A 25,661-nucleotide genomic window follows, 5' to 3' on the forward strand; every position below is an offset into this window, starting at 1 on the left:
ATTTCGGAGTTGCCATTAGAGCCTCCAAGTTGACATTACGATTCGAAAGTTGCAATAAGAGGCCCACACCCGATATCCACATGTTTTCAATTTAAAAGGAGGATTCATTCATGAAAAAACTAACAACGTCACAAATACGTAACATGTTTTTGGACTACTTCAAGGAACAGGGGCACAGTGTTGAACCATCTGCGCCGCTTGTACCAATCGATGATGCATCACTTCTTTGGATTAACAGCGGCGTTGCAACAATGAAAAAGTATTTCGATGGTCGTGTTGTTCCAACTAATCCGCGTATCGTCAATGCACAAAAGTCAATCCGTACAAACGATATTGAAAATGTCGGGAAAACAGCTCGCCATCATACATTTTTTGAAATGCTTGGGAACTTCTCAATAGGTGATTATTTCAAGGAAGGAGCAATTGTTCAGGCATGGGAATTTTTAACGGATGAAAAATGGATCGGTTTTGACCCTGAGCTGCTATCCATCACAATCCATCCAGAAGACGAAGAGGCATATGGAATCTGGCGTGACAAAGTAGGGATTGCAGAAGATCGTATCATCCGTCTTGAAGGAAACTTCTGGGACATCGGGGAAGGCCCGAGTGGTCCGAACTCAGAAATCTTCTACGATCGCGGACCGACATACGGCGACGATTTCTCTGATCCTGAATTATATCCAGGCGGGGAAAATGAACGTTATCTAGAAATTTGGAACCTTGTATTCTCGGAATTTAACCATAATCCGGATAATACATACACCCCACTTCCGAAAAAGAACATTGATACAGGAATGGGACTCGAACGGATGGCATCAGTTATCCAAAACGTTCCGACAAACTTTGATACAGATCTATTCATGCCTATCATGAATGCTATTGAAAACTTTACCGAAGAGAGATACGGTACAGATGAACAAAAAGATACTGCATTTAAAGTGATTGCAGACCATATCCGTACAGTGGCTTTTGCAATCGGTGATGGAGCACTTCCGTCCAATGAAGGTCGCGGTTATGTGCTTAGAAGATTGCTACGCAGAGCTGTTCGTTTTGCGAAACAGCTGGGCATCAACAAGCCGTTTATGTTTGAACTTGTACCAGTTGTAGGAGAAATCATGCAAGACTTCTATCCTGAAGTGACTGACAAGAAAGAGTTCATCATGAAAGTTATTAAAAATGAAGAGGAACGCTTCCATGAAACATTAACGGATGGAATGACAATCCTTTCTGGCGTGATCGAAACTGCAAAATCATCGGGAACTTCTATCGTTCCAGGAGCTATCGCATTCCGTCTCTATGACACATATGGCTTCCCATTCGAGTTGACAGAAGAATTTGCTGAAGAAGCAGGGGTTACGGTTGACCGGGCTGGGTTCGATTCGGAAATGGACAGCCAACGTAAGCGTGCGCGTGCAGCTCGTCAAGACGTCGATTCAATGCATGTTCAGTCGGGTGTACTTGGTGAAATTCATGATTCAAGCGAATTCATTGGGTACAATCAACTGCAATGTGATGCAACAGTTGTCGCGCTCTTACTCGAAGGAACATTAGTTGACACTGCATCAGAAGGTGATGAAATTCAATTCATCTTGGATCGTACTCCGTTCTACGCGGAAAGTGGCGGACAAGTAGCGGACAAAGGAACAATTAGCAGCGCAACATTTGTTGCGGATATTAAAGATGTACAAAAAGCTCCAAACGGTCAAAACTTGCATACGGCAATCATTCGTTCGGGTGAAATGCATAAAGGTACAGCCGTTCAAGCAGAAGTAAATCAAGCAGCTAGAAAACTAACGGTTCGAAATCACACGGCAACGCATCTTCTTCACAAAGCATTGAAAGAAGTACTTGGAGAACACGTTAACCAGGCAGGTTCCTACGTCGGTCCTGACCGTTTGCGTTTTGACTTCTCGCATTTTGGTCAAGTGACGAAAGAAGAACTTGAGAAAATTGAGCAGATTGTCAATCAAAAAATCTGGGAAGACATCGCTGTCGATATTGCAGAAAGACCGATTGACGAAGCCAAAAAACTTGGTGCAATGGCACTCTTCGGTGAAAAGTATGGCAAAGTGGTTCGCGTTGTTTCAGTTGGGAATTACTCATTGGAACTTTGCGGTGGATGTCACGTCGCTTCAACGTCTGTCATCGGTTTGTTCAAACTTGTATCTGAAAGTGGAATCGGCGCAGGCACACGACGCATTGAAGCACTTACGGGGCAGCAAGCCTACCGTTCATTCAAAGATGAAGAGGAAGTGCTCGTTAACGCTGCAAGCCTTTTAAAATCGAATCCAAAAGACGTTGTGACGAAGATCGCATCAGTGTTAGCTGAAATGAAAGAACTTCAACGTGAAAATGAATCACTATCTGCTAAACTCGGAAACAGTCAATTGGCGGACATTATGGCATCTGCTCAGCAAATCAATGACGTGACAGTGATCTCTGCACGTGTCGATGTGAAAGATAATAATGGACTTCGTCAGATGATGGACGAAATGAAACAGAAGTTATCAAAAGGAGTCATTGTCCTAGGTGCAGCGGCAGACGGTAAAGTGATGCTGGTTTCAGGCGTGACAGAAGATTTGAAATCAGGGAACTATCATGCTGGGAAAATCGTCAATCATGTAGCTACACAGTGCGATGGAAAAGGCGGCGGTCGCCCGGATATGGCAATGGCAGGTGCGAAAGATGTGTCTAAACTTGATGATGCCCTTCAATCCGTGTATGATTATGTCAAATCTGTTTAACTGGTGAATCAAATCGGGTATAATTAGAAATGTAATTATATCCGATTCATAAAACGGATGATCTGAAAGCGGGGTGTCGATTATGGAGTCATACGATAAGACGATGAAATTTAACTTTCCTGAAGAGTCAATGGAGCAAGAAGTGAAGCAGGTTATGCTTCATGTGCACAAGGCACTTGACGAAAAGGGCTACAGTCCAATTAATCAGATTGTAGGTTATCTTCTTTCGGGCGATCCAGCTTATATACCACGTCATGACGATGCACGTAACTTAATCCGAAAGTTGGAACGGGATGAGATCCTAGAAGAACTTGTGAAGTTTTACGTTCGTGAAAACGGAGGGAAAACAGAGTGAGGACAATGGGGTTGGATGTTGGATCCAAAACGGTTGGCATCGCGATCAGTGATGCGCTTGGGTGGACTGCCCAAGGCATTGAAACAGTAAAGGTCGATGAAGGTGCTGGCCAGTTTGGCATGGAAAGAATCCAAGAACTCGTGAAAGAATACGAAGTGAGCGGATTTGTGGTAGGATTCCCTAAGAACATGAATAATACAGTCGGACCAAGAGCGGTAGCATCTCAAGATTATGCTGAGCTTTTGAAACAAACATTCGGCTTTCCTGTTGCATTGTGGGACGAGCGATTGACGACGATGGCAGCGGAACGCGTGCTAATCGATGCAGATGTTAGTCGTAAGAAAAGAAAGACTGTTATCGATAAGATGGCAGCAATCATGATACTCCAAGGGTATCTTGATTCAAAAAATAGATGAGGTGATCGTAATGGAACACGGACAAGAAACAATGACGATTGTAGATGAAAACGGCGAGGAACACGTATGTGAAGTAATCTTTACATTTGATTCAGAGGAATTCGGTAAATCATACGTTCTTTATCATGTACTTGGTGAAGAAGATACGGATGACGACGAAGAAGTCGAAATCCATGCATCTGCATTTGTACCTTCTGAAGACAATGAAGATGGCGAATTGATGCCTATCGAAGACGACGCAGAGTGGGAAATGATTGAAGAAATGTTGAACACGTTCCTTGCAGAAGAGGACGAAGAAGACGAAGAAGAGTAAACTATATGTGCACGGACGGGACGGTGCGGTACAGGCCGTTCCGTTTTTTCATTGAGAGATGAGAAAGAGTAGGTCAGAACCTTGAGCAATGTCTTGACTCGAGCGCCTAGCCCCTCGAGTCGCTTCAGTCCTTAAGGCCCTCCGACATACAGGACGTACTAGTGTCGACGTTGCCACAGAACATCGCGAATTTAGTCGGTCTGCGCTTTTTCTTAGTGTCTAGGCTTCAGGCGCCAGCCGCTCGGGTCATAAGCAATCCAGTTATGTGGCAAAGAGCGCCACGTCGCTGGATCGACTTATGCCCGTCGCGGGCCTACAGGATGTAGGTCATGCAGCTGTTGCCATAGGAAGTGGCGCATTTAAGCTGCGTTCCCTATAGGTAGGCGCCTTGCGCTTTTCTTATTATGCTTCGAACGAAAGAGGTGGATTACGCATGGATGATGGTTCGAAAAAAGATATCATGTTCGAGCGGATGCGTGAAAAGAAGAAAGAAGTGAAAATCGTTAGAAGGATTGTGCTAGTAATCGTACTTGTTCTAGTGCTTATTGGCTTAATTGGTGGCCGTTACGTCTATAAATACATAACAGGGGCCCTTCAACCCATGGACCCGGATTCCGAAAAAGTCATTGAAGTAGAAATTCCTATCGGGTCTGGTGTAGACACTATTGCAGCGAAACTTGAAGAAAATGGGATTGTTAAAGATGCTCGTCTGTTCAAATATTACGTGAAGTTCAATAACAATTCTCAGTTTCAAGCAGGGACGTATGGCTTAACGAAATCGATGACGCTTGACGAAATCATCGAAAGTTTAAAAACAGGAAAAGTTTATAGAGAACCAGTCTTTACAATGACTGTTCCAGAAGGACTGACATTGAAACAAATTGCTAAAATTGTCAAAAAAAGTACAGGGATTTCAGAGAAAGAATTCCTTGCTTATGTAAATGACGAAGCAACCGTCAATATGTTGATGGGGAAATATTCGAAAATCTTGACAGAAGATATTAAAGCAGAAAACGTTAAATATCCGTTGGAAGGTTATTTATTCCCAGCAACTTATCCGTTTTTTGAAGAAAAACCATCTCTTGAAACAATAGTCAATTCGATGATTCAGGGGACTGCGCTAAATGTAACGCCTTATCTCGATTATCTGCAAAGCAATGATAAATCAGTTCATTGGTTGTTGACATTCGCATCGCTGCTTGAAGAAGAGGCGACGGCGCAATCAGATAGAGAAACGATTGCCAGTGTATTTTACAATCGCTTGGAGATAGATATGCCGCTTCAAACGGATCCAACAGTCCTTTACGCACTAGGTGAGCACAAAGATAGAGTACTTTATTCAGATCTTGAAATAGAAGATCCCTATAATACGTATGTCGTCAAAGGATTGCCGCCTGGACCGATTGCGGGAGCAGGAAGGTCTTCAATCGAAGCAGTTATAGACCCTTCTAAAACGAACTATCTATTTTTCTTAGCCGATAAGAAAGGTGTCAATCATTTTACGGATTCTTATGATCAGCATTTGAAAAACCGGACACTTTATTTATCAGGGGATTGACGGTCTTGAACTGGAGATGAACGCAATGGATAACTATAAGACATATCTTGCAAGTTTTGTGAAAGAAAGAGATACACTCATTGTTGAGATAGAACAATATGCGAAAGAACATCATGTTCCAATCATGGATAATGAGGGCATCGACTTATTTATTAGCCTATTAAGAATTCAAAATCCGGAACGTATCCTTGAAATTGGTAGTGCAATCGGCTATTCGGCGATACGGATTGCTGGGGCACTACCTAGGGCTTCTATTGTGACTATTGAAAGAGATACTGATCGGTATTTGAAAGCGGTTGACTACATCACGCGGAGTGGTTTTGAACAAAGGATTGCTATTATTGAAGCGGACGCGCTGTTAACTGACAGTGCTGAGATTTTCGATAAGACTTACGATGCGCTTTTCATTGATGCTGCTAAAGGGCAATATAAACGATTCTTTGAAAAATATGCGTCTAGCCTCAAAGCCGGGGGCGTTATTTATTGCGATAATATGTTCATGCATGGTATAGTGCTGCTCGAAGATAAGGATATCCCGAGGCGAAATCGCACAATGATACGCAACTTGAAAGAGTTCACTGAATGGGTTATGAATAATCCTGAGTACGAAACGTCTTTGCTTCCGGTTGGAGACGGGCTTTTAATTGCGGTAAAAAAATAAAAAGACATTAATGTGGATATCCTAGAATAACGGGATATTCTGATGCGTAAAGGGAGTTTGAAATGAAATCTAGAAAACCTCTCGTCATCGGTATTGCAGGTGGCTCAGGATCGGGTAAAACAAGTGTTACCAATTCAATCTACGATGTGTTTAAAGAGCATTCTGTGGTTGTTATCGAACAGGATTATTATTATAAAGACCAGTCTCACTTGGAATTTGAGGAACGGTTGAAAACGAATTATGATCATCCGCTGGCGTTCGATACAGATCTACTAATTCATCATGTTGAAACCCTTATTGACCGAAAGCTCGTAGAAAAACCCGTGTATAATTATACATTACACACGCGGTCTGAAGAGACGATTATTATCGAACCGAAAGATGTCATTATCCTGGAAGGGATTTTGGTTCTTGAGGACGCGAGGTTACGTGATCTAATGGATATCAAATTATTTGTCGATACAGACGGGGATTTGCGTATCATTCGTCGTATTATGCGTGACATTAATGAGCGGGGTAGAACAATTGATTCGGTCATCGAGCAATATTTGTCTGTTGTACGCCCAATGCACAATCAATTCATCGAACCAACGAAAAGGTATGCCGATATTATTATTCCAGAAGGCGGTCATAATGAAGTCGCAATCGACCTAATGGTTACGAAAATAAAAACAATTCTTGAATCTGGAACAGAATTGTAATATGATAATGACAGAATTCTATACAGATTTAGCACTATGTCGCATACCTGTCGTAGGAGCGGCATAGTATTTTTATGAACAGGAATATTAGGGAGTGGTGTGTGTAATGATTACAGAAAAGAAATTTCCAATGACTGCATCAGGTAAACAAAAGCTTGAAGAAGAGCTAGACTTTCTAAAATCAGTTAAACGAAAAGAAGTTGTTGAGCGCATAAAAATCGCGCGTAGTCACGGGGATCTTTCGGAAAACTCGGAATACGATTCCGCGAAAGAAGATCAAGGTTTCCTTGAAGGTAAAATTGCTTCTATTGAGTCGATGATCCGCAATGCGGTAATCATCACAGCAGACGAACTAAATACTGACGAAGTACGCCTTGGGAAAACCGTCACATTTAAAGAACTGCCAGACGGTGATGAAGAGACGTATACGATTGTTGGTTCTGCAGAGGCGAATCCAATCGAAGGTCTAATTTCAAATGATTCACCGATTGCAAAAGGACTTATCGGTCGTTCTAAAGGTGATCAAGTGAAAATTATTACACCGGGTGGAGAAATGTCAGTTACAATTCTTGATATAAAATGATTTACTGATAGCCGCCCTCTATTGTGAGGGCGGTTTTCGTACTTTATGATTTACTATAAAAGTTGAATAAATGAATGCCTAAATATAAACTGAGAGAATGCACCTTAACAGGAGTAACCGAGGCCCTTAGGCTGACGCCATCCCCGAGCAGTGCAGCAAATTCAATGAAATACCTTTTTAGAACTTTATGAAACAAATTACGTTGCTACTCGTCTATTACATACTGGCAATCGTCAAAATCTTAACAGGAGTTGATATGTGAATGACAGAACGAGAACCTGATCTTTCGAGAGTTGAACGAAAAAAAGGTCGTAACCGAAATAAAATTTTGAACAGTATGATTGCAGTTGTTGTAGTTCTTATTGTTATCGCTACAGTGGCCATTTTCTCTGGCAACAAGAGTGATAATGAACCGAACGATATTGAAGAAACTGCAAATGATAGCACTGTCAATGATGATAAGGCAGAAGACGTTGAAGATGACGATAAGGATAATGCGACAGAAGATAGTAATCCAACAAAGGACGAAGAGAGATCTGCACCAGAAAACACGACAGAAACCGAACAAGTCGACGAAACAACTAATGAAGACGATAGTGAGGAGTCTGACTCGGTTACATCCGTTCCTTCAGACGACGCAATCATTGCCGAGACGATTGTCAATAATGCATGGAAGCCTGTAGGTACGACACAAACAGGCGAGCACGTATCCCAGTATGATGGCACTTCAGTGGATTGGAATGAGAAAAAGCAAGCACTTGCCTATGCAACTGGTCTACCACAAGATTCAATGATCTTTTTGAAGATTAAAAACGGCGGTGGACCACAGAAGTCTATTGGAATCGTTTCGTCAAGAGATAGTACACAGAAATACCGTGTCTATCTCGAATGGGTGGATGGCGAAGGCTGGAAACCTGTAAAAATGGATAAATTAACAACATTGGACTTTGATTATTAAATGCAGTTTAGTGGAGGGAATACTATGAAGATAGCAGTAATTGGCGCAATGGAAGAAGAAGTAATACTCTTACGTGAACAAATAGATTCAGGTCTTGCGACAACAATTGCAGGGTGTGAATTCATCGAAGGGAAAATCGGTGAGCATGATGTTGTACTTGTAAAAAGTGGGATTGGTAAAGTAAACGCCGCGATTGCAACGACGTTATTACTAAGCAATTATAAGCCGGATGTTGTTCTTAATACAGGTTCAGCAGGGGGATTCCATGATTCACTTGAAGTCGGCACGGTCGTTATTTCCAATGAAGTGCGTCATCATGATGTCGATGTAACTGCTTTTGGCTACGAGCATGGTCAAGTTCCAGGACAACCAGCAGCGTATCCAGCAGATTTAGGGCTTGTGGATGCAGCTCGTGCTGCTGTCGATGAAGTAGGAGCACATGCACATGCTACAGGACTTATCGCTTCGGGTGACACGTTTATGAGCAATACTGAACATGTTAAAAAAGTGAAAGAGACATTCCCTCTGATGATCGCTGCGGATATGGAAGCATCGGCCGTCGCTCAAGTATGCCATCAGTTTGGTACGCCGTTTGTTGTCATTCGGGCATTATCAGATATTGCAGGAAAAGAGTCACCAATTAGTTTTGATGAGTTCCTTCCGGTTGCGGCACGTCATTCCACAGATATTGTTTTAAAAGTCATCTCGAAACTTTAAGCATTTCATGGTAAGATAGGTATATGAATAGATCTTGCAGATATTCTTTTTCGAGGAGGGATTTAACTATGTTATTTTTAATGGCAGGCGTGTTTATCGCAACAACAATTATTGCAGTTGTCATCTCCCGTGAGGTTAGCGCGGACTGAGCTGTAAAAGAAGAGGCGTTTCCTATGCTGGGATCACTCCCGCGTGGAAACGCCTTTTCTTTATTACTTATGGAATTATAAAATCTTGCACTGTGGATAACCTACAAATGAAGGTAATTCACGTCAAGACTCTAGTGCCACTGAACAGGTGCTTGCGCTTTTGGTCCTTAATTTGAATCATTGTATTCATGTTTGAATAGCTGGTACAGTTTAACGATTGCGCGTTTTTCGATACGAGAGACATAGCTTCTCGAAATGTCGAGCTGCTCGGCAATTTCTTTTTGCGTCATAGGCAGGTCATCTAACAGACCATATCGTCTTTGAATGATTTCAAGTTCCCGACCGTCAAGTTTTCCAAGATGTCTGTACAGCCTTTCTTTTCTTTCTTTTTGTTCGACTGCATCGACCGGCGATTCATCATCTGTTTGAAGCAAATCAGCAATTTGCAAGGATTGGCCATCTTTATCCATACCGATCGGATCAAAGAGGGAGACGTCTTTTTGTACCTTTTTCTGTGTTCGTAAATACATGAGTATTTCATTTTCAATACAGCGGGCGGCGTATGTGGCCAGTTTCGTTTTGCGATCCGGAGTGAAACTGTTTACCGCCTTCATGAGTCCAATTGTTCCAATTGAGATATAATCATCAAGTAGTTCGTGTTTTGGGTGGAATTTTTTTACGATGTGGGCGACGAGCCGCATATTACGTTCAATCAATTCATCTCGAGCATCTTCGTCGCCTTCTGCAAGACGTTGCAGGCAAGCTGCTTCTTCCTCTTTGGATAGAGGGCGCTGGAAAGCCTGCCCTCTAATATAGCCAATCACTGCAGGAATTTCGAGCCATAGCTGGACAATCGCCATGACAAACCCGCTCATCGGGCCACCTCCTGTGTCGTTGTATGACAGCATATGCGGTCGGCTCTTGCCGTATCACCGTTTTTTTAGTCGGACAGGCGATAAAGGATGTCCTAATTTAAGCCAGCTTGATGTGAGATGAACGTAACTTGCGTTTCTCTAATCGAGTCGGCGCCTTGCGCTTTTCTTAGTGTCTAGACTCCGGTGCCAGCCCCTCGAGTCGCTTCGGTCTTGCCGAAAAGGCAAAGAGCGCCTTTATCGTTAAGCTTTTCAGCGCTTTTCGGGGCTAAACGGCGCCTTGCGCTTTTCTTAGTGTCTAGGCTCCAGGCGCCAGCCCCTCGAGTCGCTTCGGTCTTGCCGAAAAGGCAAAGAGCGCCTTTATTGTCAAGCCTTCCAGCGCTTTTCGGGGCTAAACGGCGCCTTGCGCTTTTCTTAGTGTCTAGACTCCGGGCGCCAGCCCCTCGAGTCGCTTCGGTCTTGCCGAAAAGGCAAAGAGCACCTTTATCGTCAAGCTTTTCAGCGCTTTTCGGGGCTAAACGGCGCCTTGCGCTTTTCTTATCAATGCGTGTAAGTTGCATTGTTATGTTATAATCGTTTCAGATTAAGTACTATATCGGAGTGGATATCGTGTATAAGTATTTTTTACCAGATGAGTATGTGAAAGACATTTTTCATATTCACCCTGAAGTATTAAAAGATAAAGGAATCAAAGGGGTAATCACGGACCTGGACAATACGCTTGTCGCGTGGGACAGGCCGGATGCAACACCTGAAATCATCGAATGGATAACATCAATGCAAGATGCGGGCATACAGGTTACCATTGTTTCAAATAACAATGAAATGCGTGTTAAAGCCTTTTGCGAACCTCTTGGCATTCCATTCATAAATGATGCACGTAAGCCAATGCGGAAATCATTCCAAAAGGCACTCATTTCTATGAACGTCAAAAAAGAGGAAGTCGTCGTCATCGGTGACCAGTTGCTAACCGATATACTCGGCGGTAACAGAAAAGGGCTACATACGATACTCGTAGTGCCTGTCGCGACGTCAGACGCCGCTATTACGAAGTTCAACAGGAAGATTGAAAGAAGGATCATGGCGGGATTGAAACGCCGTGGCTTGATTAAGTGGGAGGAATAAGCTTGGAAGAAATTAAATGTATCGGTTGTGGAATAACAATCCAGACTGAAGACCCGAAATTGGAAGGCTATACGCCACCAGCTTCTTTAGAAAAAGAAGACGTTATTTGCAAGCGTTGTTTCCGACTGCGCAATTATAATGAATTACAACCCGTATCATTATCGGGCGATGATTTCCTCGCTATTTTAAATGGTATTGGTCAAAAAGACGGTTTGGTCGTTAAAATCGTCGATATTTTCGACTTCAATGGTAGCTGGATAAACGGTCTGCACCGCTTTGTTGGCAATAAAGATATTTTATTAATCGGTAATAAGGCAGATATTTTACCGAAATCAATTAACCCGAACCGTCTTATCAACTGGATGAAAGCTGAAGCGGCTAAACTTGGCTTAAAACCTGTTGATGTTTTACTTGTTTCTGCTCATAAAGGCAAAGGAATGGAAGAAGCACTCACAGCGATTGATAAACATCGCCGTGGGAAAGACGTCTATGTAGTCGGCTGCACGAACGTCGGGAAATCAACGTTCATCAATCGCATCATTAAAGGGGCGACTGGTATTGGAGAAGTAATTACGACTTCTCATTTCCCAGGAACAACTTTAGATCTTGTTGAAATTCCATTTGAAGATGGCAAAGCAATTTATGATACACCTGGTATTATTAATCATCATCAGATTGCACATCATTTGGATGCAAATGATTTGAAGGCAATCACACCTAAAAAAGAATTGAAACCGTCAGTATTCCAGCTGAACGCTGAACAGACACTATATATCGCTGGTCTTGCACGTTTTGACTTTATTTCTGGTGACCGTTCGTCGTTTACAATTCATGTTTCGAATGAATTATCAATTCACCGGACAAAGCTTTCCAATGCGGATCATTTGTACAAAGAACACCTTGGTGGGATGCTAGCGCCGCCGTCTGGTGAATCACTTGAAACGTTACCACCATTTGTCCGTCATGAATTTTCGATTAAAAAAGCGAAAACAGACATTGTAATTTCAGGGCTAGGTTGGATCACGATTCAGCATCCTAATGTAGTAGTCGCAATTCATGCACCTCGTGGGGTAGACGTTGTACTACGTCCTTCATTAATCTAAGGAGGGACTCATTATGAAAAAGTGGTATGCGGTTATCGGAGATCCAATCAAACAGTCAATGTCTCCGAGCATGCACGAAGCTTGGTTTGATGAAGAAAGTATAGACGCAGCCTATATCCCAATACATGTAACTGAAGACAGACTCCGGGAAGCAGTAGAGGGCTTAAAGAACTTAGGCTGTTCAGGATTTAACGTCACTGTTCCGCATAAAAGTGCTATTATCCCGTTTCTTAATCAGTTGGATTCTTCTGCGCGACAAATGAACGCTGTAAATACTGTCCACGTACTCGAGGATGGCACACTTGTGGGCTACAATACGGACGGTAAGGGATTTGTCCAGTCTTTGGAAGAAGCCTGTGCTGATCAGTGTAAGGATAAAAAAGTTCTCGTTATCGGAGCAGGCGGTGCTGCACGCGGTATCGCTTTTGCACTTCATTCCGCGGGATACGGCCCTATCTTTTTCACGAACCGTACTCTGGAAAAAGCCGTACAATTAGCAACTGAACTATCCGATTCGGCGGTTCTATCGGTAGCAGAGGCAGAATTATCTTTAGCCGAATTTGGTTTAATCGTCCAGACGACATCCGTTGGCATGAACTTTTCACAACAAGGAATGCCTTTAAACCCGGAAAATATGTCTGAAGGAACTGTTGTTGCTGATATTATCTATAACCCACTTGAAACGGCATTCCTTGCAGAAGCCCTTAAAAGGGGAGCAAGCACAATGAATGGGGTCGGCATGTTCGTCCATCAAGGAGCGCTTGCGTTCGAGACATGGACAGAAGTCCGCCCTGAAACAGGATTTATGATTGACAAAATAACGACAACTCTTGGAGGATAAATAACTATGTTAACTAATAAACAAAAAAGCTTTCTTCGCGGCGAATCGAATCGTCTACAACCACTTGTCCATATTGGTAAAAGTGGTTTAACAGAATCGGTCATCACGCAGATTGAAGAAGCGCTTGAAGCAAAAGAATTAATCAAAGTAACAATTCTACAAAACTGTGACCAAGATAAAAATGAAATTGCAGCGAAACTTGAAGAACAAGTAGGCATTGAAGTCGTTCAAGTTATCGGCAAGATCATTGTTTTATATAAAGAATCAGTTGAGAAAAAACGGATCGAACTTCCATAAGTGAGGTAAGCCCATATGAAAAAGATTGGCATTCTTGGCGGTACATTTAACCCGCCTCATATCGGTCATCTGATTGTTGCGAATGAAGTAAAGCAATCTCTCGGTCTTGATGAAGTTCGATTAATGCCGACGGCGGTTCCACCGCATAAAACTGCACCTGGTGATGCGACTGCTGAACAGCGTTTGCAGATGGTGGAACTTGCTGTGATGGATATTGATGGCTTGACTGTGTCTGCTTTTGAAGTAGGACGTGGCGGTGTTTCTTATACGTTTGATACAATGAGACAATTGACACAAATTGAACCGGAGATTGAATTTTACTTTATAATCGGGGGTGATATGATTGATTTGTTGCCTAAATGGCACCGGATTGAAGAACTTGTCACGCTTGTCAATTTCGTAGGTGTTGGACGTCCAGGGACTAACGGAACAACGGATTATCCAATCATTATGGTGGATATCCCACAAATTGAGTTGTCTTCAACATTGATTCGACAACGCTTTTCTGAGAATGGTGCCGTCCAATTGCTTATCCCGCCTGCAGTGGAAGCTTTTATTCGCGAGGAGGGTTTGTATGGAAGTTGCACAGTTGAAAATAGAAATCGCTAAACGTATGCCGAAACAACGTTATGAACACGTTTTACGGGTAACGGAAACGGCAAAAAGATTAGCTGAGAAGTATCGACTTCCAGTGATTAAAGCTGAGCAAGCGGCGCTATTTCATGATATTGCAAAATTCATGGACAAGGCTGACCTGCATCATGTTTTAAACACAGCAAACGAAGATTCACGGCTCTTGTCATTTCATCATGAGTTGTGGCATGCTCCAGTTGGAGCGATTATCGCACGAGATGAATTTGGGATTAGTGACGCGGATATCCTAAACGCAATCCGCTATCATACAACCGGTCGGGCGACTATGTCCCCGCTCGAAAAGTTGATCTATGTTTCTGATATGATTGAACCTGGACGCAGCTTTCCAGGAGTGGATGAGTTAAGAGTAAAAGCTGAAGAAAACCTTGATACAGCAATGGAAGCTTGCATTTATCAGTCAGTGCAGTTTCTTGTGAATAAAAGAGTACCGGTTTTTCCGGACTCAATAGACTGTTACAATCAGTTAATAAGAAGGGAACAGTGAAATTATGACTACTACATTACTAGAAACAGCTTATAAAGCAATCGACGATAAAAAAGGCGAGGACATTGTTGTACTGAATATGGAAGGGGTATCACTTATCGCGGACCAATTTATTATCTGTCATGCAAATTCAGGACGCCAAGTCCAAGCAATTGCAAAAGAAGTAGCTGACAAAGCTTCTGAAGCTGGATTTATTACAAAAAGAATCGAAGGAATGGATATGGCAAGATGGGTACTCGTTGATTTAGGCGATGTTGTCGTTCACGTATTCCATAAAGATGAACGCGGTTACTACAACCTTGAAAAGCTTTGGGGAGACGCACCAATGTTGGACATGGCTGAAGAAAGATGAATCAGGCTTATTCCGAATTCGCTTCTGTCTACGATGAACTAATGACCGATATTCCCTATGACGCCTACATTGATATTATTGATGTAGCGGCAGGGGGGATTGATGGTAAACGTGTGCTAGATATCGGATGTGGAACAGGCCTTTTATCGATGAAACTTGCTAAGCAAGGAGCACAAGTGACTGGGATCGATCTTTCTGCCGACATGTTAGTGGTGGCAGAAGAGCGTGCACAGTCGCTTTCTTTGCCTGTGCAATTTATCGAACAACCTATGCAACAGCTAGAGGGGTTTGCGGACTATGATATCGCGGTTATCGCCATTGATTCGTTAAACTATTTATCGAATCGTGAAGATGTGCTGTCGACATTTCGGCAAATCCATTCGGCCCTTGCGGTTGGTGGAAAATTGATCTTTGATGTCCATTCAACTTTTAAAACGGATGTCATCTTCATGGAAGGTCCTTTTACGTTTGATAATGGTCGAATAACATACATATGGATAACGGAAGAAGGCGAAGAACTTCACTCCGTTTATTCTGAACTGGCTTTTTTCGTTAAGAGCGAAAGTGGGTTGTATAGGCGTTTTGATGAGGTTCACACGCAACGAACGTTTCCAGTAAGTGACTATGCAGATATGCTTATGGACACAGGTTTTTCGATTGAACGGATTTTTGCAGATTGGGAAGATGAAGCGCCACACGAAGAAAGCGAACGAATATTTTTCCAAGTCAGAAAATAAACCTTTTCATTTTATTCGGTGAGGGGTTAGCCCTCACTGAATAAAATTAAGCCTCCGACGGATGTCACAGATTTTCAGATGAATTATCGAGCAAGGTCAGGCCTGCGTGATGCAGGTCAGTTAGCCATTGTCGCAAGGATGCGACGTTCTTTGGCTAACTTCTTTACTTGATCTGGACGCAAATACGCCAAGGCAGATTTGATTTTTGGTCGGCATTCATTTATAGTTGAATGTACTCCATATGGATGCCGCCGAAGAAAGGGTGACTGTACTGTTTCTTTCGTTTGTATCCGGTAAATGGCGTAAGATTATAACCCCAATTGCAGCAATCGCTGTCATATCCGCTTTTCTGTTCTTCCCCAAAGGACAGGCTGACGATAATACGTTTGTCATGAGCGAACAAAACCCATTCCCTGAATTGATTGAAGAAAAGATTGAAGAAGAAATTGTAAGTAGTATTCAAATTGCTCCAGCTCCCATCGTTGTCGATGTGAAAGGCGCTGTTAGGCACCCCAGTGTCTATTCGATGCAAGATGGAGACCGCCTGATAGATGCTATAAACGCAGCAGGCGGCTATTTACCAAACGCTGACTCTAGAATGTTGAACCATGCTATGAAACTGGCGGATGAATTCGTCGTCTATGTACCGATCATTGGAGAAGAAGTACTAGATATTTCTTTCACTCCATTAAGCGGTGTAAGTGCGCCCCAAGATGACGGAAAAGTCAATATTAATACCGCGGATGAAAAAGAATTGATGACGATCCCAGGTGTGGGACCCTCAAAAGCGGCAGCAATTGTTCAATACCGAACGGATCATGGCGATTTTAAATCACCGGAATCATTGATGGAAGTGTCTGGAATCGGTCAGAAAACATTTGAAAAACTAGAATCTCAGATTACTGTGAATTAAATGGAGTACATTCTATATTAATTGAACTATTGAATTTCATATAAGAGCTTAGCGTAGGCGCCTTCCAGGGGTAGCCGAAGCGGTATGGAGTGGAATCTTTCATATAGCCTATATAGTAGGGAAACATACTAAACGAAATAAATATTGGAGGCATTCACAATGGAGCGAATAACGTGGGACCAGTTTTTTATGGCCCAGTGCCATCTATTAGCAGTAAGAAGTACATGTACAAGACTTTCTGTCGGAGCATCAATTGTCAGAGATAACCGGATCATTGCAGGCGGCTACAACGGTTCCATATCAGGGGGAGACCACTGTATTGACCATGGTTGCTATGTCATTGAGAGCCACTGTGTGAGGACAATCCATGCAGAGATGAATGCATTGCTGCAATGTTCGAAGTATGGCATACCTGTTGCAGGATCAACGCTGTATGTGACGCACTTCCCATGCCTACAATGTTCGAAAGCAATTATTCAAGCAGGCATTAAGCATGTCATCTATGCAACAGATTATAAAAACGACGAATATGCATTAAAGTTATTTACACAGTCGGATGTTTCCGTTCATCATATTCCGTTCGATGAAAAGAAAGTCGACTTTTCCAGCGAAAGTAAGTTAGAACTTATCAATGAAATGCTTCTAAAAATGCAGGCACTAGGCGCTGGGAATGAAGAACTTGCCCCCTATAAAAAAAGGGTGGATAGCTTATTCGACAAATGATTTCACGTGTACGTTTCATGTATTTAGCAATCCCGGTCGCCGTATCAGCATTTGCTGTATACGGTCCGGTTTATCTATTACTCTGTAATTTATTTCTTCTTCCCATCTTCTTGAGTAGAAAAGAAGATTTCCTCACACCTATCCTCGCGGTTGCGACCGCTACCTTCTCTTTTTTCTATATTTCAGCGACGATTCCTATAATCAAAGAATCCGGCGATGCAACCCTTAGCATCTCTTGGACCGATAATGTGAAAATTGATGGTGGCAAGATGAAGGGATTTGCTAAAACATCTACCGGTGAAACAGTATACGCCATCTATACAATTAGCAGTGAACAACAAAAAACTCGTTTTCTTGAGATGAATATCCCGTCCGTGACATTCACGATGTCAGGTTCATTTCGCAAACCGGATATTCCTTCACATGATTATTCTTTCGACATGACGAAGTATATGAGAATGTATGGAGCATCAGGGCTATTTGAATCGGAGACGATTATTCAGGTAGAAAAAAATTCTGGTATCAGTACACGATTATCTGGACAGAGGCGGAAAGTGAAAAATCATATCGGGGCTACATTCCCTGAGACGCTGAAAGTGGAAGCTGAAGCTTTGCTTATTGGTGATCGAAGCGGGATGGATGAAGAACTGGCATCAAGTTATCGGACGCTTGGCATTACACATCTTTTTGCGATTTCAGGGTTGCATGTCGGACTGCTGACATTCATGTTGCGGGAATTGCTACTAAGAGCAACGATAAGGAAAGAAACAATTGATACACTTGTTATGGCACTGTTGCCTCTGTATGCCGTTATGGCTGGAGGGGCACCTTCTGTCTGGCGTGCGGTATCGGTGACTATACTCGTCCTTCTCGCGTCGTCAGGGAGGGTGAAGGTGAGACTGGATGATGCACTGGCGATAAGTGCAGCTTGTTTTATCCTTTATCAACCATTTATTCTATTTCAGCCAGGTTTTCAGTTGTCTTACTTGGCAGCTTGTTCACTCGTCTATTCTTCCGGTATTTTAGCCAAGGCAAAGACTGCTTTTGGTGTATCGTTTCTCGTCACGTCAATCAGCCAACTTTCTTTGTATCCAGTATTACTATTTCATTTTCATGAGCTGTCGATTTCATCATTTGTTGTTAATCTTGTTTATGTACCTCTATATTCACTCATTATTTTGCCAGCAAACATTGTTTTACTAATCATGACATCGATATTGCCGAAGGTTGCTGGTCTATTATTCATGGTATATGAGCCTTTCAGGGAAATCGTAGGAGGAGTAACAAGTTGGATATCTTCTTTACCCTATCAACTATGGACTCCAGGAAAACCGGATGCGCTTTGGACATCTATAGCTGTAGCAGGAGTCTTGCTGTTCTTTATGCGCAGTGAAGAAGGGGCCAATGTTTTTAAGTCGTTGCCAATTGTGCTCGTGCCTGCACTCGTCATTCATTTCATACCTTACATGGACAGCTCGTTAAAGGTAACATTTTTAGATGTCGGACAAGGGGACAGTATCGTTATCGAATTGCCTTATCGGCAAGCGGTATATGTGATTGACGCGGGCGGAACCATTACATTTGGCGACCCGAATTGGAAAACGCCTACAAAGCAGTTTGAAGTAGGTCGAAAAATCGTTGTTCCTTATTTGAAAGGCCGAGGTATTGCAAAAATTGATAAACTAATTATTTCTCACGCCGATGCGGATCATATGGAAGGGGCAGATGAAGTTTTAGAAGAGCTGACAGTTGGTGAAATTCATATTGCACCAGGAAGTGAATTTGAAGTAGCGATGAAAGAAATCATACAGATTGTAGGGGACAAACGCATTCCGATGTTGTCGATGAAAAAAGGAGTCTCTTGGACAAAAGGAAGCTCGGATTTTCATTATGTGGCACCTAAAGAAGGGAAATATGATGGGAATGCAAGTTCACTTGTCCTTTTCATGAAAACATCGGGACCTTCGTTTTTATTGACAGGAGATATGGAAAAAGAGGGAGAAGCTCAATTTCTTCGCGACTACGGGCATTCTGATTTCGGTCCCGTCATTTTGAAAGCAGGGCATCATGGCAGCAGGACATCGAGTACGGAGCCATTTGTCGACGTGCTTCGTCCAGAACTAACCATCTTTTCGGCAGGTCGAAACAGCAGATACGGACATCCTCACCCTGAGGTCGTCGCAACGTTTGAAAAGAAGGGGTTACCAACAATGTCAACCGCTGAATTCGGGTCGGTTACTGTAACTGTTAAAAAAGATCATTTCGAAGTTTCGAGTATGAAAAAATAAAAAAACGAACACAACACCCTGGATAGGATGTGTTGTCCGTTTTTTTCAAACATATTAGCCAGCGACTACGTCGATTATAGTAGCAATAACAAAAATAGCTGAGAATGCTACGAAAGCGACTACAAAGCCGATTCCTGAATCGATTAAATCATTACGTTTGGACTGTACATCATGTTCAAACTCATTCATTGCTACACCTCCTGATTCCATTATAGTATAGATGATTCCATGGTAAAAATCCATAGCAATCAACTTTTTAAACATGTCCGGCTGGAACTGACACAATTTGTCCATACAGTCGTTTTGCTATACTGTATAATTGGAATGTATTTAATTTGATTCAGCAATTTTTTTGTACTGAAAGCGAAGCGTTAGATATAGAAGTTCCCCCTATTATAAGCAGTGGGATGAATGGTAAAACGCTTATACATCGATGGTGGGCAAGTTTCTTACTGATTAGGGGAACCCAGACTAAATTCGCCGGGTCCTGCGGGCACAAGTGCAATTAAAAATTTGGACGAAATTGCGCTGAGGCGTAATCGATTTGGAAGAGGTGAATAATGTGGCAAATGCAATATGGAAAAAAATAGCTGCTGGGGAAATCGATCCGGTCTACTTATTGACTGGTCTCGAACAACATCTATTCGACTCCACAATTACACGGCTGAAAAAAGCATTACCTGACATTGATGCTGCATCAGTCATTCGGTTTGATTTGGATGAGACACCTGTAGAAGCAGTCATTGAAGAGGCGGATACACTACCATTCCTTGAAGACCGAAAATTAATTATAGCTGGAAACGCATCATTTTTAAAAGCATCAGATAAAACCAGAGAAAAAGTGACACATAATTTGGAGCTGTTGGAAGCTTGGCTGGCAAATCCATCACCAACGGCAACAGTTGTATTTATAGCACCATATGAAAAACTGGATGCACGAAAACGGATTACCAAAATAATAAAAGAACATGCGACTGTCATAGAATCAAAACGACTGCAAGGGAAGGATCTGTTCACGTGGATTCAGCAGGAAGCGGGGGCAAATGGATCGCGAATTGGACCAACTGAAGCAGAATTTCTCGTGAAAATGGCGGGGGATGACCTGCTTGCTTTGTCATCTGAAATTGGTAAAATGGCTACCTATTTGAATGGTAATGGGGATATTACGGCAGATGTAATTGAGTCGCTCGTACCACGGACTCCAGAAATGGATGTCTTCCGATTAACAGATGCCTACGTTTCAGGAAAAGTGTCGAATACCGTGGCCATCTACCATGACTTATTACGTAACGGTGAAGAGCCAATCATGTTGACTTCACTTATTGCAAGTCAAGTTAGGCTCATGGTCCATGTGGGTTTACTTCAGAAAAAAGGATACCAGCAACATCAAATTGCAAAAACGTTAAGTGTTCATCCGTACCGTGTGAAATTAATGATGGAGAATAGAAGTCTGCCAAGTTCTGAACGTTTGCTATTGATCTTAAGTAAGCTTGCGGCCATTGACTATAAATTGAAATCATCTAGTGGGAAAAGAGAACGAATTCTGGAGTTGTTCTTTATGGAGCCGTTGAGAAAATAAAAAATGACAATAAAAAAAGAAAGGTCGTCCGATAATCGGGCGGCCTTTCTTAGGTTGAAAATTAAAGTGCTTTTTTAGTAAGACGTGCTTTTTGACGTGATGCAGTATTTTTATGGATAAGGCCTTTACGTGCAGCAGTATCCATTTTTTTGATCGCATCTCTTAGTAGGCCAGTAGCGTTCTCGTCTTTAGCGTCAAGAGCAGTTTCAGCTTTACGTACAGCAGTACGCATCGCGTGCTTTGTATTCGAGTTTTGCTCGTTCGCAGCATTGCTTTGTTTTACGCGTTTGATTGCAGATTTAATGTTTGGCATTTCATTCACCTCCAATTTCAGGTAAGGCAAGAGTGTTTCCACGAAGTTTCGGATATCTCTTTCACAACAAGCATTATTTTATCAAATCAAGCGCCAGATTGCAAGAACAAATGCGCAAGCATCTGTTCAGCCCCATCAAGTACTGGACGTGAAATCCTTATGTTAGAAAATATCTACAAGTCGAGATTTTTATTAATTCCCCAGCAACTAGAAATTTAAAGAAGTGGTGGCGTAGTTCGTAGCGTTCTGTCGGCCCTGAGCATAGAGCATGCTGGAGACAGGATAATTAATCAAAGAACAAAGAATATTTCTGAGTCACATCGCACAAACTTAAAGGTGAGGTGATTGTATGGAGAAGTATGATTTTTATCGAACGGATCTTCTAGATGAGAGTGAAGAAGTAGTCCGTCACCGGACGGCGGATGACAAAAATAAGTTGAAAGAATCAGATGGGGTTTTGTTTGGCGAAAAAAGATTAGGTCGGGTCATTGTGACTTCTGTAAAAGTCGATGCGCAAGGTGAGGAAAAGATCGGGAAGAAGCAGGGAACTTATATTACACTGACAGTTCCGGCACTTACAGCGGATGATCGAGAAGGACTTGCTGATATGTCGCGTGTGTTAATCGAAAAACTGGATGAAATCCTTGTGGATATTACCACGCTCAAAACGGGAAAGATTCTTTTAATAGGTCTTGGCAATCGTGACATCACGCCCGATGCTGTGGGCCCACTGACGATGGACAGGTTGCGAGATATTGTGCCTGGCTATTATTCCGAAGAGGGCAGCGAAGTATTCGTCTATGCGCCTGGTGTGACGATTCAAACGGGTTTGGAAACATCGGACTTTGTAAAAGCTCTTGTTACTGAAATAAAACCCGACTTACTTATCGTCATCGACGCACTTGCGGCAAGAGATAGTTCAAGGCTTTGCCGAACGATTCAATTGACGGATACGGGTATCCATCCAGGATCTGGTGTTGGCAATAGCCGTAAAGAGATTTCAAAAGAAGTACTTGGAATACCTGTAATCGCAATCGGAATTCCGACTGTCGTTGACGGTCCTGTTCTAATAGCGGATGCCATCAATTCCATGTTTGGTTATATTGCTTCAAAAATAGAGGAGAAGGACAGTCCTTCATCAAGACTTTCCGTTACGCCGTGGCTGCACACTGAAAATAAGGATGCTGACCGAGCTAATCTGCTACCAATCTTTGGTGATTGGGCGACGTGGCCGCACGAAGACCGTATCCAGTTGTTTGAAGAAGTGTTGACGAACCATGAATTACGGACATTTGTCTCTCCGAAAGAGATTGATTCATGGGTTTCACTTTATGCGGAATCACTTGCCGATTCATTGACGAACTGGATTTCGACTATAAAAAACAGTCATTAACTCGTGTTCCAACGCATATAGTTGGAACACGGAGGGATGCCATTTGAAAAAAACACTGCAAATATGGGGCACACTTATCTTATTTCTCTTCCTGTTTCCAATGATTATCACAACATTTCCGAAGGGACAGTCGGCGAAATCTTCTAATCTCGTGAAAGAGTCTACTTACATGGTATACGCCGCAAATATTTTGGAAGAGGAAACAGAAACAGAAACAGAAAAAGAGCCAGAACTAGAGTCGGAGCTAATGCCAATACAAGCATCAGAGGCAGAAGGGAAAGCGTTACTCTATTTCACCCATTACCACGAAGCCTTTAAACCTGTGACACAGGCGAAAGAAGGAAAAATCACTGTATCCCACCAAACTGAAAACATTACAAAATTTGGTGAGAAATTAAAAACGCAACTACAATTCAACGGAATTGAAACGGATATGATAGCTGTAGAGGTGCCCCATACCGGTGCCTATAATGCAATCCGACCACATGTCAAGAAGAAAATACAGGAAAAAAAGTATGATTTGATAATCGATCTTCACAGGGATTCGGCTGGTCCGGATATAACAACAATTGCGTTCAATGATGAACAATATGCGAAAGTGGCATTTGTTATAGGCATGGAACATTCGAACTTTGAGCGTAATCGAGCAAATGCTGTGCTACTGAAGAATGAAATGGAACTGCTTGTACCGGGGATAACACGAAACCTAGTCATGAAGCACGGGCCAGGTGTTGATGGAAAGTATAATCAGGACCTTGATCCGTCTCTTCTTGTCGTGGAACTAGGAGGAATCGGCAACACTGAAGATCAACTAAATCGAACAATTGCTGTCTTAGCGAAGGCGGCTACAACTGTCATTGAAAATTCTAATCGTGCCGAATATTGAAGTATGCGCGGTTCACTGCTATAATTCATATAGCTAAAATAGGAGTGAACTGACTATGAATCATGAACAGAGAGCAGCACGTCAAAAGAATATCCGGAACTTTTCCATCATCGCTCATATCGATCACGGGAAATCAACATTGGCGGATCGTATTCTAGAACAAACCCAAACGTTAACAGCAAGAGAAATGAAGACACAAACGTTGGATTCGATGGATCTTGAAAGAGAACGCGGAATCACAATCAAATTGAATGCGGTGCAGTTGACGTATGCAGCTAAAGACGGGCAGGAATACACATTCCACCTGATCGATACGCCAGGACACGTCGACTTTACATACGAAGTGTCTCGAAGTCTTGCAGCTTGTGAAGGTGCAATCCTTGTTGTCGATGCGGCGCAAGGAATTGAAGCACAAACACTGGCAAACGTTTACTTGGCAATTGATAATGAGCTTGAAATTTTACCGGTTATCAATAAAATTGATTTACCCGCAGCAGATCCGGAACGTGTGAGAAAAGAAATTGAAGATGTTATTGGGCTGGACGCTTCAGAAGCAGTCCTTGCATCGGCAAAAGCAGGTATCGGAATCGTAGATATTTTGGAACAGATTGTAGAAAAGGTTCCAGCTCCACTGGGGGATCCGGATGCTCCGCTCCAAGCGCTTATTTTTGACTCGCATTATGACCCATACAAAGGGGTTATTGTTAATATTCGAATTATGCAAGGTACGGTTAAGCCAGGCGATAAGATTCACATGATGGCGACTGGTAAAGATTTCGAGGTACTTGAAACAGGTGTCTTCACACCAAAAATATCACCCCGAGATGAATTGACTGTCGGAGACGTTGGCTATTTATCCGCTTCGATTAAGAATGTTGGAGATACACGAGTTGGGGACACGATTACAAGCGTGAAAAACCCTGCAAGCGAACCGCTAGCTGGTTATCGCCGGATGAATCCGATGGTGTTCTGTGGACTATATCCAATTGATACATCAAAATATAATGAACTGCGTGATGCACTTGAGAAATTAGAATTGAATGACTCAGCACTTGAATTCGAAGCAGAAACATCACAAGCACTTGGTTTCGGTTACCGTTGTGGATTCCTTGGTCTCTTGCATATGGAGATTATTCAGGAACGGATTGAACGAGAATTCAATGTAGACTTGATCACAACAGCACCGAGTGTTATTTATAATGTCGTACTTACAGATGGTTCTGAAATGAAAGTGGACAACCCTGCAATGATGCCGGATGCACAAAAAGTCGATTATGTTGAAGAACCATATGTAAAAGCATCTATTATGGTGCCTAACGAATATGTCGGTTCTGTTATGGAACTGTGCCAGCATAAACGGGGGAACTTCATGACAATGGACTACCTGGATTCAACACGTGTCAATATCATTTATGAACTGCCACTTGCAGAAATCGTCTATGACTTCTTTGACCAATTGAAATCTGGTACGAAAGGGTATGCATCACTTGACTATGAACTGATTGGCTACAAACAATCGAAACTCGTCAAAATGGACATTCTCCTAAACGGCGAGCACGTCGATGCATTCAGTTTTATCGTCCACAAAGACTTCTCATATGATCGCGGAAAAGCGATTGTTGAAAAGTTACGTAAACTAATCCCAAGACAACAGTTTGAAGTGCCTGTACAGGCAGCTATCGGACAAAAGATTGTCGCACGTTCAACAATCAAGTCAATGGGTAAAAACGTTCTTGCTAAATGTTACGGCGGAGATATCTCCCGTAAACGTAAACTTCTTGATAAACAAAAAGAAGGTAAAAAACGTATGAAACAAGTAGGATCGGTTGAAGTGCCTCAAGAAGCATTTATGGCTGTCTTGAAGATGGACGAGGATTAATCGTTGTAGGTATCGTGTTATCGGTTTTGTGAAACTAGTGAAAATGGTCGTTTGCCATCCCCTTGCC

At 42.4% G+C, this 25,661-nt stretch carries 28 protein-coding genes; 25 read left to right on the forward strand and 3 right to left on the reverse strand.

The genetic code is table 11. The features are described 5' to 3' along the window. The first annotated feature begins 110 nt into the window (after positions 1–110). The 10 genes from alaS (at position 111) to mtnN (ending at position 9,006) form a co-directional block, all read left to right on the forward strand. Positions 111–2,744, forward strand: a complete 2,634-nt coding sequence (gene alaS / locus MKY15_RS16475) for an alanine--tRNA ligase (RefSeq protein WP_342538038.1) — start codon at positions 111–113, stop codon at positions 2,742–2,744. Positions 2,745–2,826: 82 nt separating this feature from the next. Beyond that, complete coding sequence (locus tag MKY15_RS16480) at positions 2,827–3,099, forward strand: IreB family regulatory phosphoprotein (RefSeq protein ID WP_067208264.1); 273 nt, start codon at positions 2,827–2,829, stop codon at positions 3,097–3,099. Beyond that, complete coding sequence (ruvX, locus tag MKY15_RS16485) at positions 3,096–3,515, forward strand: Holliday junction resolvase RuvX (protein ID WP_067208266.1); 420 nt, start codon at positions 3,096–3,098, stop codon at positions 3,513–3,515. The genes MKY15_RS16480 and ruvX overlap by 4 nt, the downstream gene beginning before the upstream one ends. 10 nt (positions 3,516–3,525) lie before the next feature. Further along, positions 3,526–3,828, forward strand: coding sequence for a DUF1292 domain-containing protein (locus MKY15_RS16490; protein ID WP_340764890.1), 303 nt, complete (start codon positions 3,526–3,528; stop codon positions 3,826–3,828). 433 nt (positions 3,829–4,261) lie between these two features. Beyond that, positions 4,262–5,386 carry an endolytic transglycosylase MltG gene (gene mltG, locus MKY15_RS16495; protein WP_342538039.1) on the forward strand — a complete coding sequence of 375 codons (1,125 nt, stop codon included), beginning with the start codon at positions 4,262–4,264 and terminating at the stop codon, positions 5,384–5,386. Positions 5,387–5,411: 25 nt separating this feature from the next. Next, positions 5,412–6,047 carry an O-methyltransferase gene (locus tag MKY15_RS16500; protein ID WP_342538040.1) on the forward strand — a complete coding sequence of 212 codons (636 nt, stop codon included), beginning with the start codon at positions 5,412–5,414 and terminating at the stop codon, positions 6,045–6,047. 62 nt (positions 6,048–6,109) lie between these two features. Then, a complete protein-coding gene (gene udk / locus MKY15_RS16505) occupies positions 6,110–6,748 on the forward strand; it encodes a uridine kinase (RefSeq protein WP_067208274.1) in 639 nt (212 codons plus the stop codon). 106 nt (positions 6,749–6,854) lie between these two features. Next, a complete protein-coding gene (gene greA / locus MKY15_RS16510) occupies positions 6,855–7,331 on the forward strand; it encodes a transcription elongation factor GreA (RefSeq protein ID WP_067208276.1) in 477 nt (158 codons plus the stop codon). Between the two features lie 262 nt (positions 7,332–7,593). Further along, on the forward strand, positions 7,594–8,289 hold the full coding sequence (locus MKY15_RS16515; protein WP_342538041.1) for a DUF1510 family protein: 696 nt from the start codon (positions 7,594–7,596) through the stop codon (positions 8,287–8,289). Positions 8,290–8,313: 24 nt separating this feature from the next. Then, on the forward strand, positions 8,314–9,006 hold the full coding sequence (mtnN, locus tag MKY15_RS16520; protein ID WP_187047490.1) for a 5'-methylthioadenosine/S-adenosylhomocysteine nucleosidase: 693 nt from the start codon (positions 8,314–8,316) through the stop codon (positions 9,004–9,006). A gap of 316 nt (positions 9,007–9,322) precedes the next feature. On the opposite strand, the gene sigK is transcribed toward mtnN, so the two are convergent. Further along, positions 9,323–10,030: an RNA polymerase sporulation sigma factor SigK gene (gene sigK, locus MKY15_RS16525; RefSeq protein ID WP_067208284.1), complete on the reverse strand. Its 708-nt coding sequence runs from the start codon at positions 10,028–10,030 to the stop codon at positions 9,323–9,325. Between the two features lie 603 nt (positions 10,031–10,633). On the opposite strand from sigK, the gene MKY15_RS16530 reads away from it, so the two are divergent. The 11 genes from MKY15_RS16530 (at position 10,634) to MKY15_RS16580 (ending at position 19,544) form a co-directional block, all read left to right on the forward strand. Continuing rightward, positions 10,634–11,152, forward strand: a complete 519-nt coding sequence (locus MKY15_RS16530; RefSeq protein WP_342539775.1) for a YqeG family HAD IIIA-type phosphatase — start codon at positions 10,634–10,636, stop codon at positions 11,150–11,152. 2 nt (positions 11,153–11,154) lie between these two features. Continuing rightward, complete coding sequence (gene yqeH, locus MKY15_RS16535) at positions 11,155–12,255, forward strand: ribosome biogenesis GTPase YqeH (protein ID WP_187047491.1); 1,101 nt, start codon at positions 11,155–11,157, stop codon at positions 12,253–12,255. 13 nt (positions 12,256–12,268) lie between these two features. After that, positions 12,269–13,096 carry a shikimate dehydrogenase gene (gene aroE, locus MKY15_RS16540; protein WP_342538042.1) on the forward strand — a complete coding sequence of 276 codons (828 nt, stop codon included), beginning with the start codon at positions 12,269–12,271 and terminating at the stop codon, positions 13,094–13,096. A 6-nt stretch (positions 13,097–13,102) separates the two neighbouring features. Continuing rightward, positions 13,103–13,393 carry a ribosome assembly RNA-binding protein YhbY gene (gene yhbY / locus MKY15_RS16545; protein ID WP_067208293.1) on the forward strand — a complete coding sequence of 97 codons (291 nt, stop codon included), beginning with the start codon at positions 13,103–13,105 and terminating at the stop codon, positions 13,391–13,393. 15 nt (positions 13,394–13,408) lie between these two features. After that, a complete protein-coding gene (locus MKY15_RS16550) occupies positions 13,409–14,002 on the forward strand; it encodes a nicotinate-nucleotide adenylyltransferase (RefSeq protein WP_342538044.1) in 594 nt (197 codons plus the stop codon). Continuing rightward, positions 13,968–14,531 carry a bis(5'-nucleosyl)-tetraphosphatase (symmetrical) YqeK gene (gene yqeK / locus MKY15_RS16555; protein WP_067208299.1) on the forward strand — a complete coding sequence of 188 codons (564 nt, stop codon included), beginning with the start codon at positions 13,968–13,970 and terminating at the stop codon, positions 14,529–14,531. Before MKY15_RS16550 ends, yqeK begins: the two co-directional genes overlap by 35 nt. Before the next feature lie 4 nt (positions 14,532–14,535). Continuing rightward, on the forward strand, positions 14,536–14,883 hold the full coding sequence (gene rsfS / locus MKY15_RS16560) for a ribosome silencing factor (protein WP_067208302.1): 348 nt from the start codon (positions 14,536–14,538) through the stop codon (positions 14,881–14,883). After that, positions 14,880–15,620, forward strand: a complete 741-nt coding sequence (locus MKY15_RS16565; protein ID WP_067208305.1) for a class I SAM-dependent methyltransferase — start codon at positions 14,880–14,882, stop codon at positions 15,618–15,620. Before rsfS ends, MKY15_RS16565 begins: the two co-directional genes overlap by 4 nt. Before the next feature lie 241 nt (positions 15,621–15,861). After that, on the forward strand, positions 15,862–16,533 hold the full coding sequence (locus MKY15_RS16570) for a helix-hairpin-helix domain-containing protein (RefSeq protein WP_342538046.1): 672 nt from the start codon (positions 15,862–15,864) through the stop codon (positions 16,531–16,533). Positions 16,534–16,692: 159 nt separating this feature from the next. Beyond that, positions 16,693–17,256, forward strand: coding sequence for a ComE operon protein 2 (locus MKY15_RS16575; protein WP_342538048.1), 564 nt, complete (start codon positions 16,693–16,695; stop codon positions 17,254–17,256). Further along, positions 17,253–19,544 (forward strand): DNA internalization-related competence protein ComEC/Rec2, encoded by a 2,292-nt coding sequence (locus tag MKY15_RS16580; RefSeq protein ID WP_342538049.1) that lies wholly within the window; start codon positions 17,253–17,255, stop codon positions 19,542–19,544. The genes MKY15_RS16575 and MKY15_RS16580 overlap by 4 nt, the downstream gene beginning before the upstream one ends. A 54-nt stretch (positions 19,545–19,598) precedes the next feature. Here the strand turns inward: MKY15_RS16580 and MKY15_RS16585 are convergent, their stop codons facing one another. After that, positions 19,599–19,733, reverse strand: coding sequence for a YqzM family protein (locus MKY15_RS16585; protein WP_082786541.1), 135 nt, complete (start codon positions 19,731–19,733; stop codon positions 19,599–19,601). Positions 19,734–20,106: 373 nt separating this feature from the next. Here MKY15_RS16585 and holA point away from each other — a divergent pair, with 373 nt between their 5' ends. Continuing rightward, positions 20,107–21,123 carry a DNA polymerase III subunit delta gene (holA, locus tag MKY15_RS16590; protein WP_067208314.1) on the forward strand — a complete coding sequence of 339 codons (1,017 nt, stop codon included), beginning with the start codon at positions 20,107–20,109 and terminating at the stop codon, positions 21,121–21,123. 61 nt (positions 21,124–21,184) lie between these two features. On the opposite strand, the gene rpsT is transcribed toward holA, so the two are convergent. Then, positions 21,185–21,436, reverse strand: a complete 252-nt coding sequence (gene rpsT / locus MKY15_RS16595) for a 30S ribosomal protein S20 (protein WP_067208317.1) — start codon at positions 21,434–21,436, stop codon at positions 21,185–21,187. A 349-nt stretch (positions 21,437–21,785) separates the two neighbouring features. Here rpsT and gpr point away from each other — a divergent pair, with 349 nt between their 5' ends. Genes gpr through lepA form a run of 3 tightly spaced genes read left to right on the forward strand, consistent with a single transcriptional unit; the run spans position 21,786 to position 25,594 of the window. Continuing rightward, the gene (gene gpr, locus MKY15_RS16600) at positions 21,786–22,829 is read left to right on the forward strand and encodes a GPR endopeptidase (RefSeq protein ID WP_067208319.1); all 1,044 of its coding nucleotides are present in this window, start codon (positions 21,786–21,788) and stop codon (positions 22,827–22,829) included. 43 nt (positions 22,830–22,872) lie between these two features. Beyond that, positions 22,873–23,715 (forward strand): stage II sporulation protein P, encoded by an 843-nt coding sequence (gene spoIIP / locus MKY15_RS16605; RefSeq protein WP_342538050.1) that lies wholly within the window; start codon positions 22,873–22,875, stop codon positions 23,713–23,715. Between the two features lie 55 nt (positions 23,716–23,770). Further along, on the forward strand, positions 23,771–25,594 hold the full coding sequence (gene lepA, locus MKY15_RS16610) for a translation elongation factor 4 (RefSeq protein WP_067208324.1): 1,824 nt from the start codon (positions 23,771–23,773) through the stop codon (positions 25,592–25,594). The last annotated feature ends 67 nt before the right edge of the window (positions 25,595–25,661 follow it).

Origin of the sequence: Sporosarcina sp. FSL K6-1540, assembly GCF_038620285.1 — a bacterium.
GTDB classification, from domain to species: Bacteria; Bacillota; Bacilli; order Bacillales_A; family Planococcaceae; genus Sporosarcina; species Sporosarcina psychrophila.

Coding starts and splice junctions, on each gene's coding strand:
- aroE (WP_342538042.1), top strand. CDS start 12,269: ATGAAAAAGTGGTATGCGGTTATCGGAGATCCAATCAAACAGTCAATG.
- MKY15_RS16500 (WP_342538040.1), top strand. CDS start 5,412: ATGGATAACTATAAGACATATCTTGCAAGTTTTGTGAAAGAAAGAGAT.
- MKY15_RS16515 (WP_342538041.1), top strand. CDS start 7,594: ATGACAGAACGAGAACCTGATCTTTCGAGAGTTGAACGAAAAAAAGGT.
- MKY15_RS16565 (WP_067208305.1), top strand. CDS start 14,880: ATGAATCAGGCTTATTCCGAATTCGCTTCTGTCTACGATGAACTAATG.
- MKY15_RS16570 (WP_342538046.1), top strand. CDS start 15,862: ATGGATGCCGCCGAAGAAAGGGTGACTGTACTGTTTCTTTCGTTTGTA.
- gpr (WP_067208319.1), top strand. CDS start 21,786: ATGGAGAAGTATGATTTTTATCGAACGGATCTTCTAGATGAGAGTGAA.
- yhbY (WP_067208293.1), top strand. CDS start 13,103: ATGTTAACTAATAAACAAAAAAGCTTTCTTCGCGGCGAATCGAATCGT.
- rsfS (WP_067208302.1), top strand. CDS start 14,536: ATGACTACTACATTACTAGAAACAGCTTATAAAGCAATCGACGATAAA.
- mltG (WP_342538039.1), top strand. CDS start 4,262: ATGGATGATGGTTCGAAAAAAGATATCATGTTCGAGCGGATGCGTGAA.
- MKY15_RS16575 (WP_342538048.1), top strand. CDS start 16,693: ATGGAGCGAATAACGTGGGACCAGTTTTTTATGGCCCAGTGCCATCTA.
- MKY15_RS16550 (WP_342538044.1), top strand. CDS start 13,409: ATGAAAAAGATTGGCATTCTTGGCGGTACATTTAACCCGCCTCATATC.
- greA (WP_067208276.1), top strand. CDS start 6,855: ATGATTACAGAAAAGAAATTTCCAATGACTGCATCAGGTAAACAAAAG.
- sigK (WP_067208284.1), bottom strand. CDS start 10,030: ATGAGCGGGTTTGTCATGGCGATTGTCCAGCTATGGCTCGAAATTCCT.
- MKY15_RS16480 (WP_067208264.1), top strand. CDS start 2,827: ATGGAGTCATACGATAAGACGATGAAATTTAACTTTCCTGAAGAGTCA.
- MKY15_RS16585 (WP_082786541.1), bottom strand. CDS start 19,733: ATGAATGAGTTTGAACATGATGTACAGTCCAAACGTAATGATTTAATC.
- udk (WP_067208274.1), top strand. CDS start 6,110: ATGAAATCTAGAAAACCTCTCGTCATCGGTATTGCAGGTGGCTCAGGA.
- rpsT (WP_067208317.1), bottom strand. CDS start 21,436: ATGCCAAACATTAAATCTGCAATCAAACGCGTAAAACAAAGCAATGCT.
- MKY15_RS16580 (WP_342538049.1), top strand. CDS start 17,253: ATGATTTCACGTGTACGTTTCATGTATTTAGCAATCCCGGTCGCCGTA.
- alaS (WP_342538038.1), top strand. CDS start 111: ATGAAAAAACTAACAACGTCACAAATACGTAACATGTTTTTGGACTAC.
- MKY15_RS16490 (WP_340764890.1), top strand. CDS start 3,526: ATGGAACACGGACAAGAAACAATGACGATTGTAGATGAAAACGGCGAG.
- lepA (WP_067208324.1), top strand. CDS start 23,771: ATGAATCATGAACAGAGAGCAGCACGTCAAAAGAATATCCGGAACTTT.
- yqeK (WP_067208299.1), top strand. CDS start 13,968: ATGGAAGTTGCACAGTTGAAAATAGAAATCGCTAAACGTATGCCGAAA.
- mtnN (WP_187047490.1), top strand. CDS start 8,314: ATGAAGATAGCAGTAATTGGCGCAATGGAAGAAGAAGTAATACTCTTA.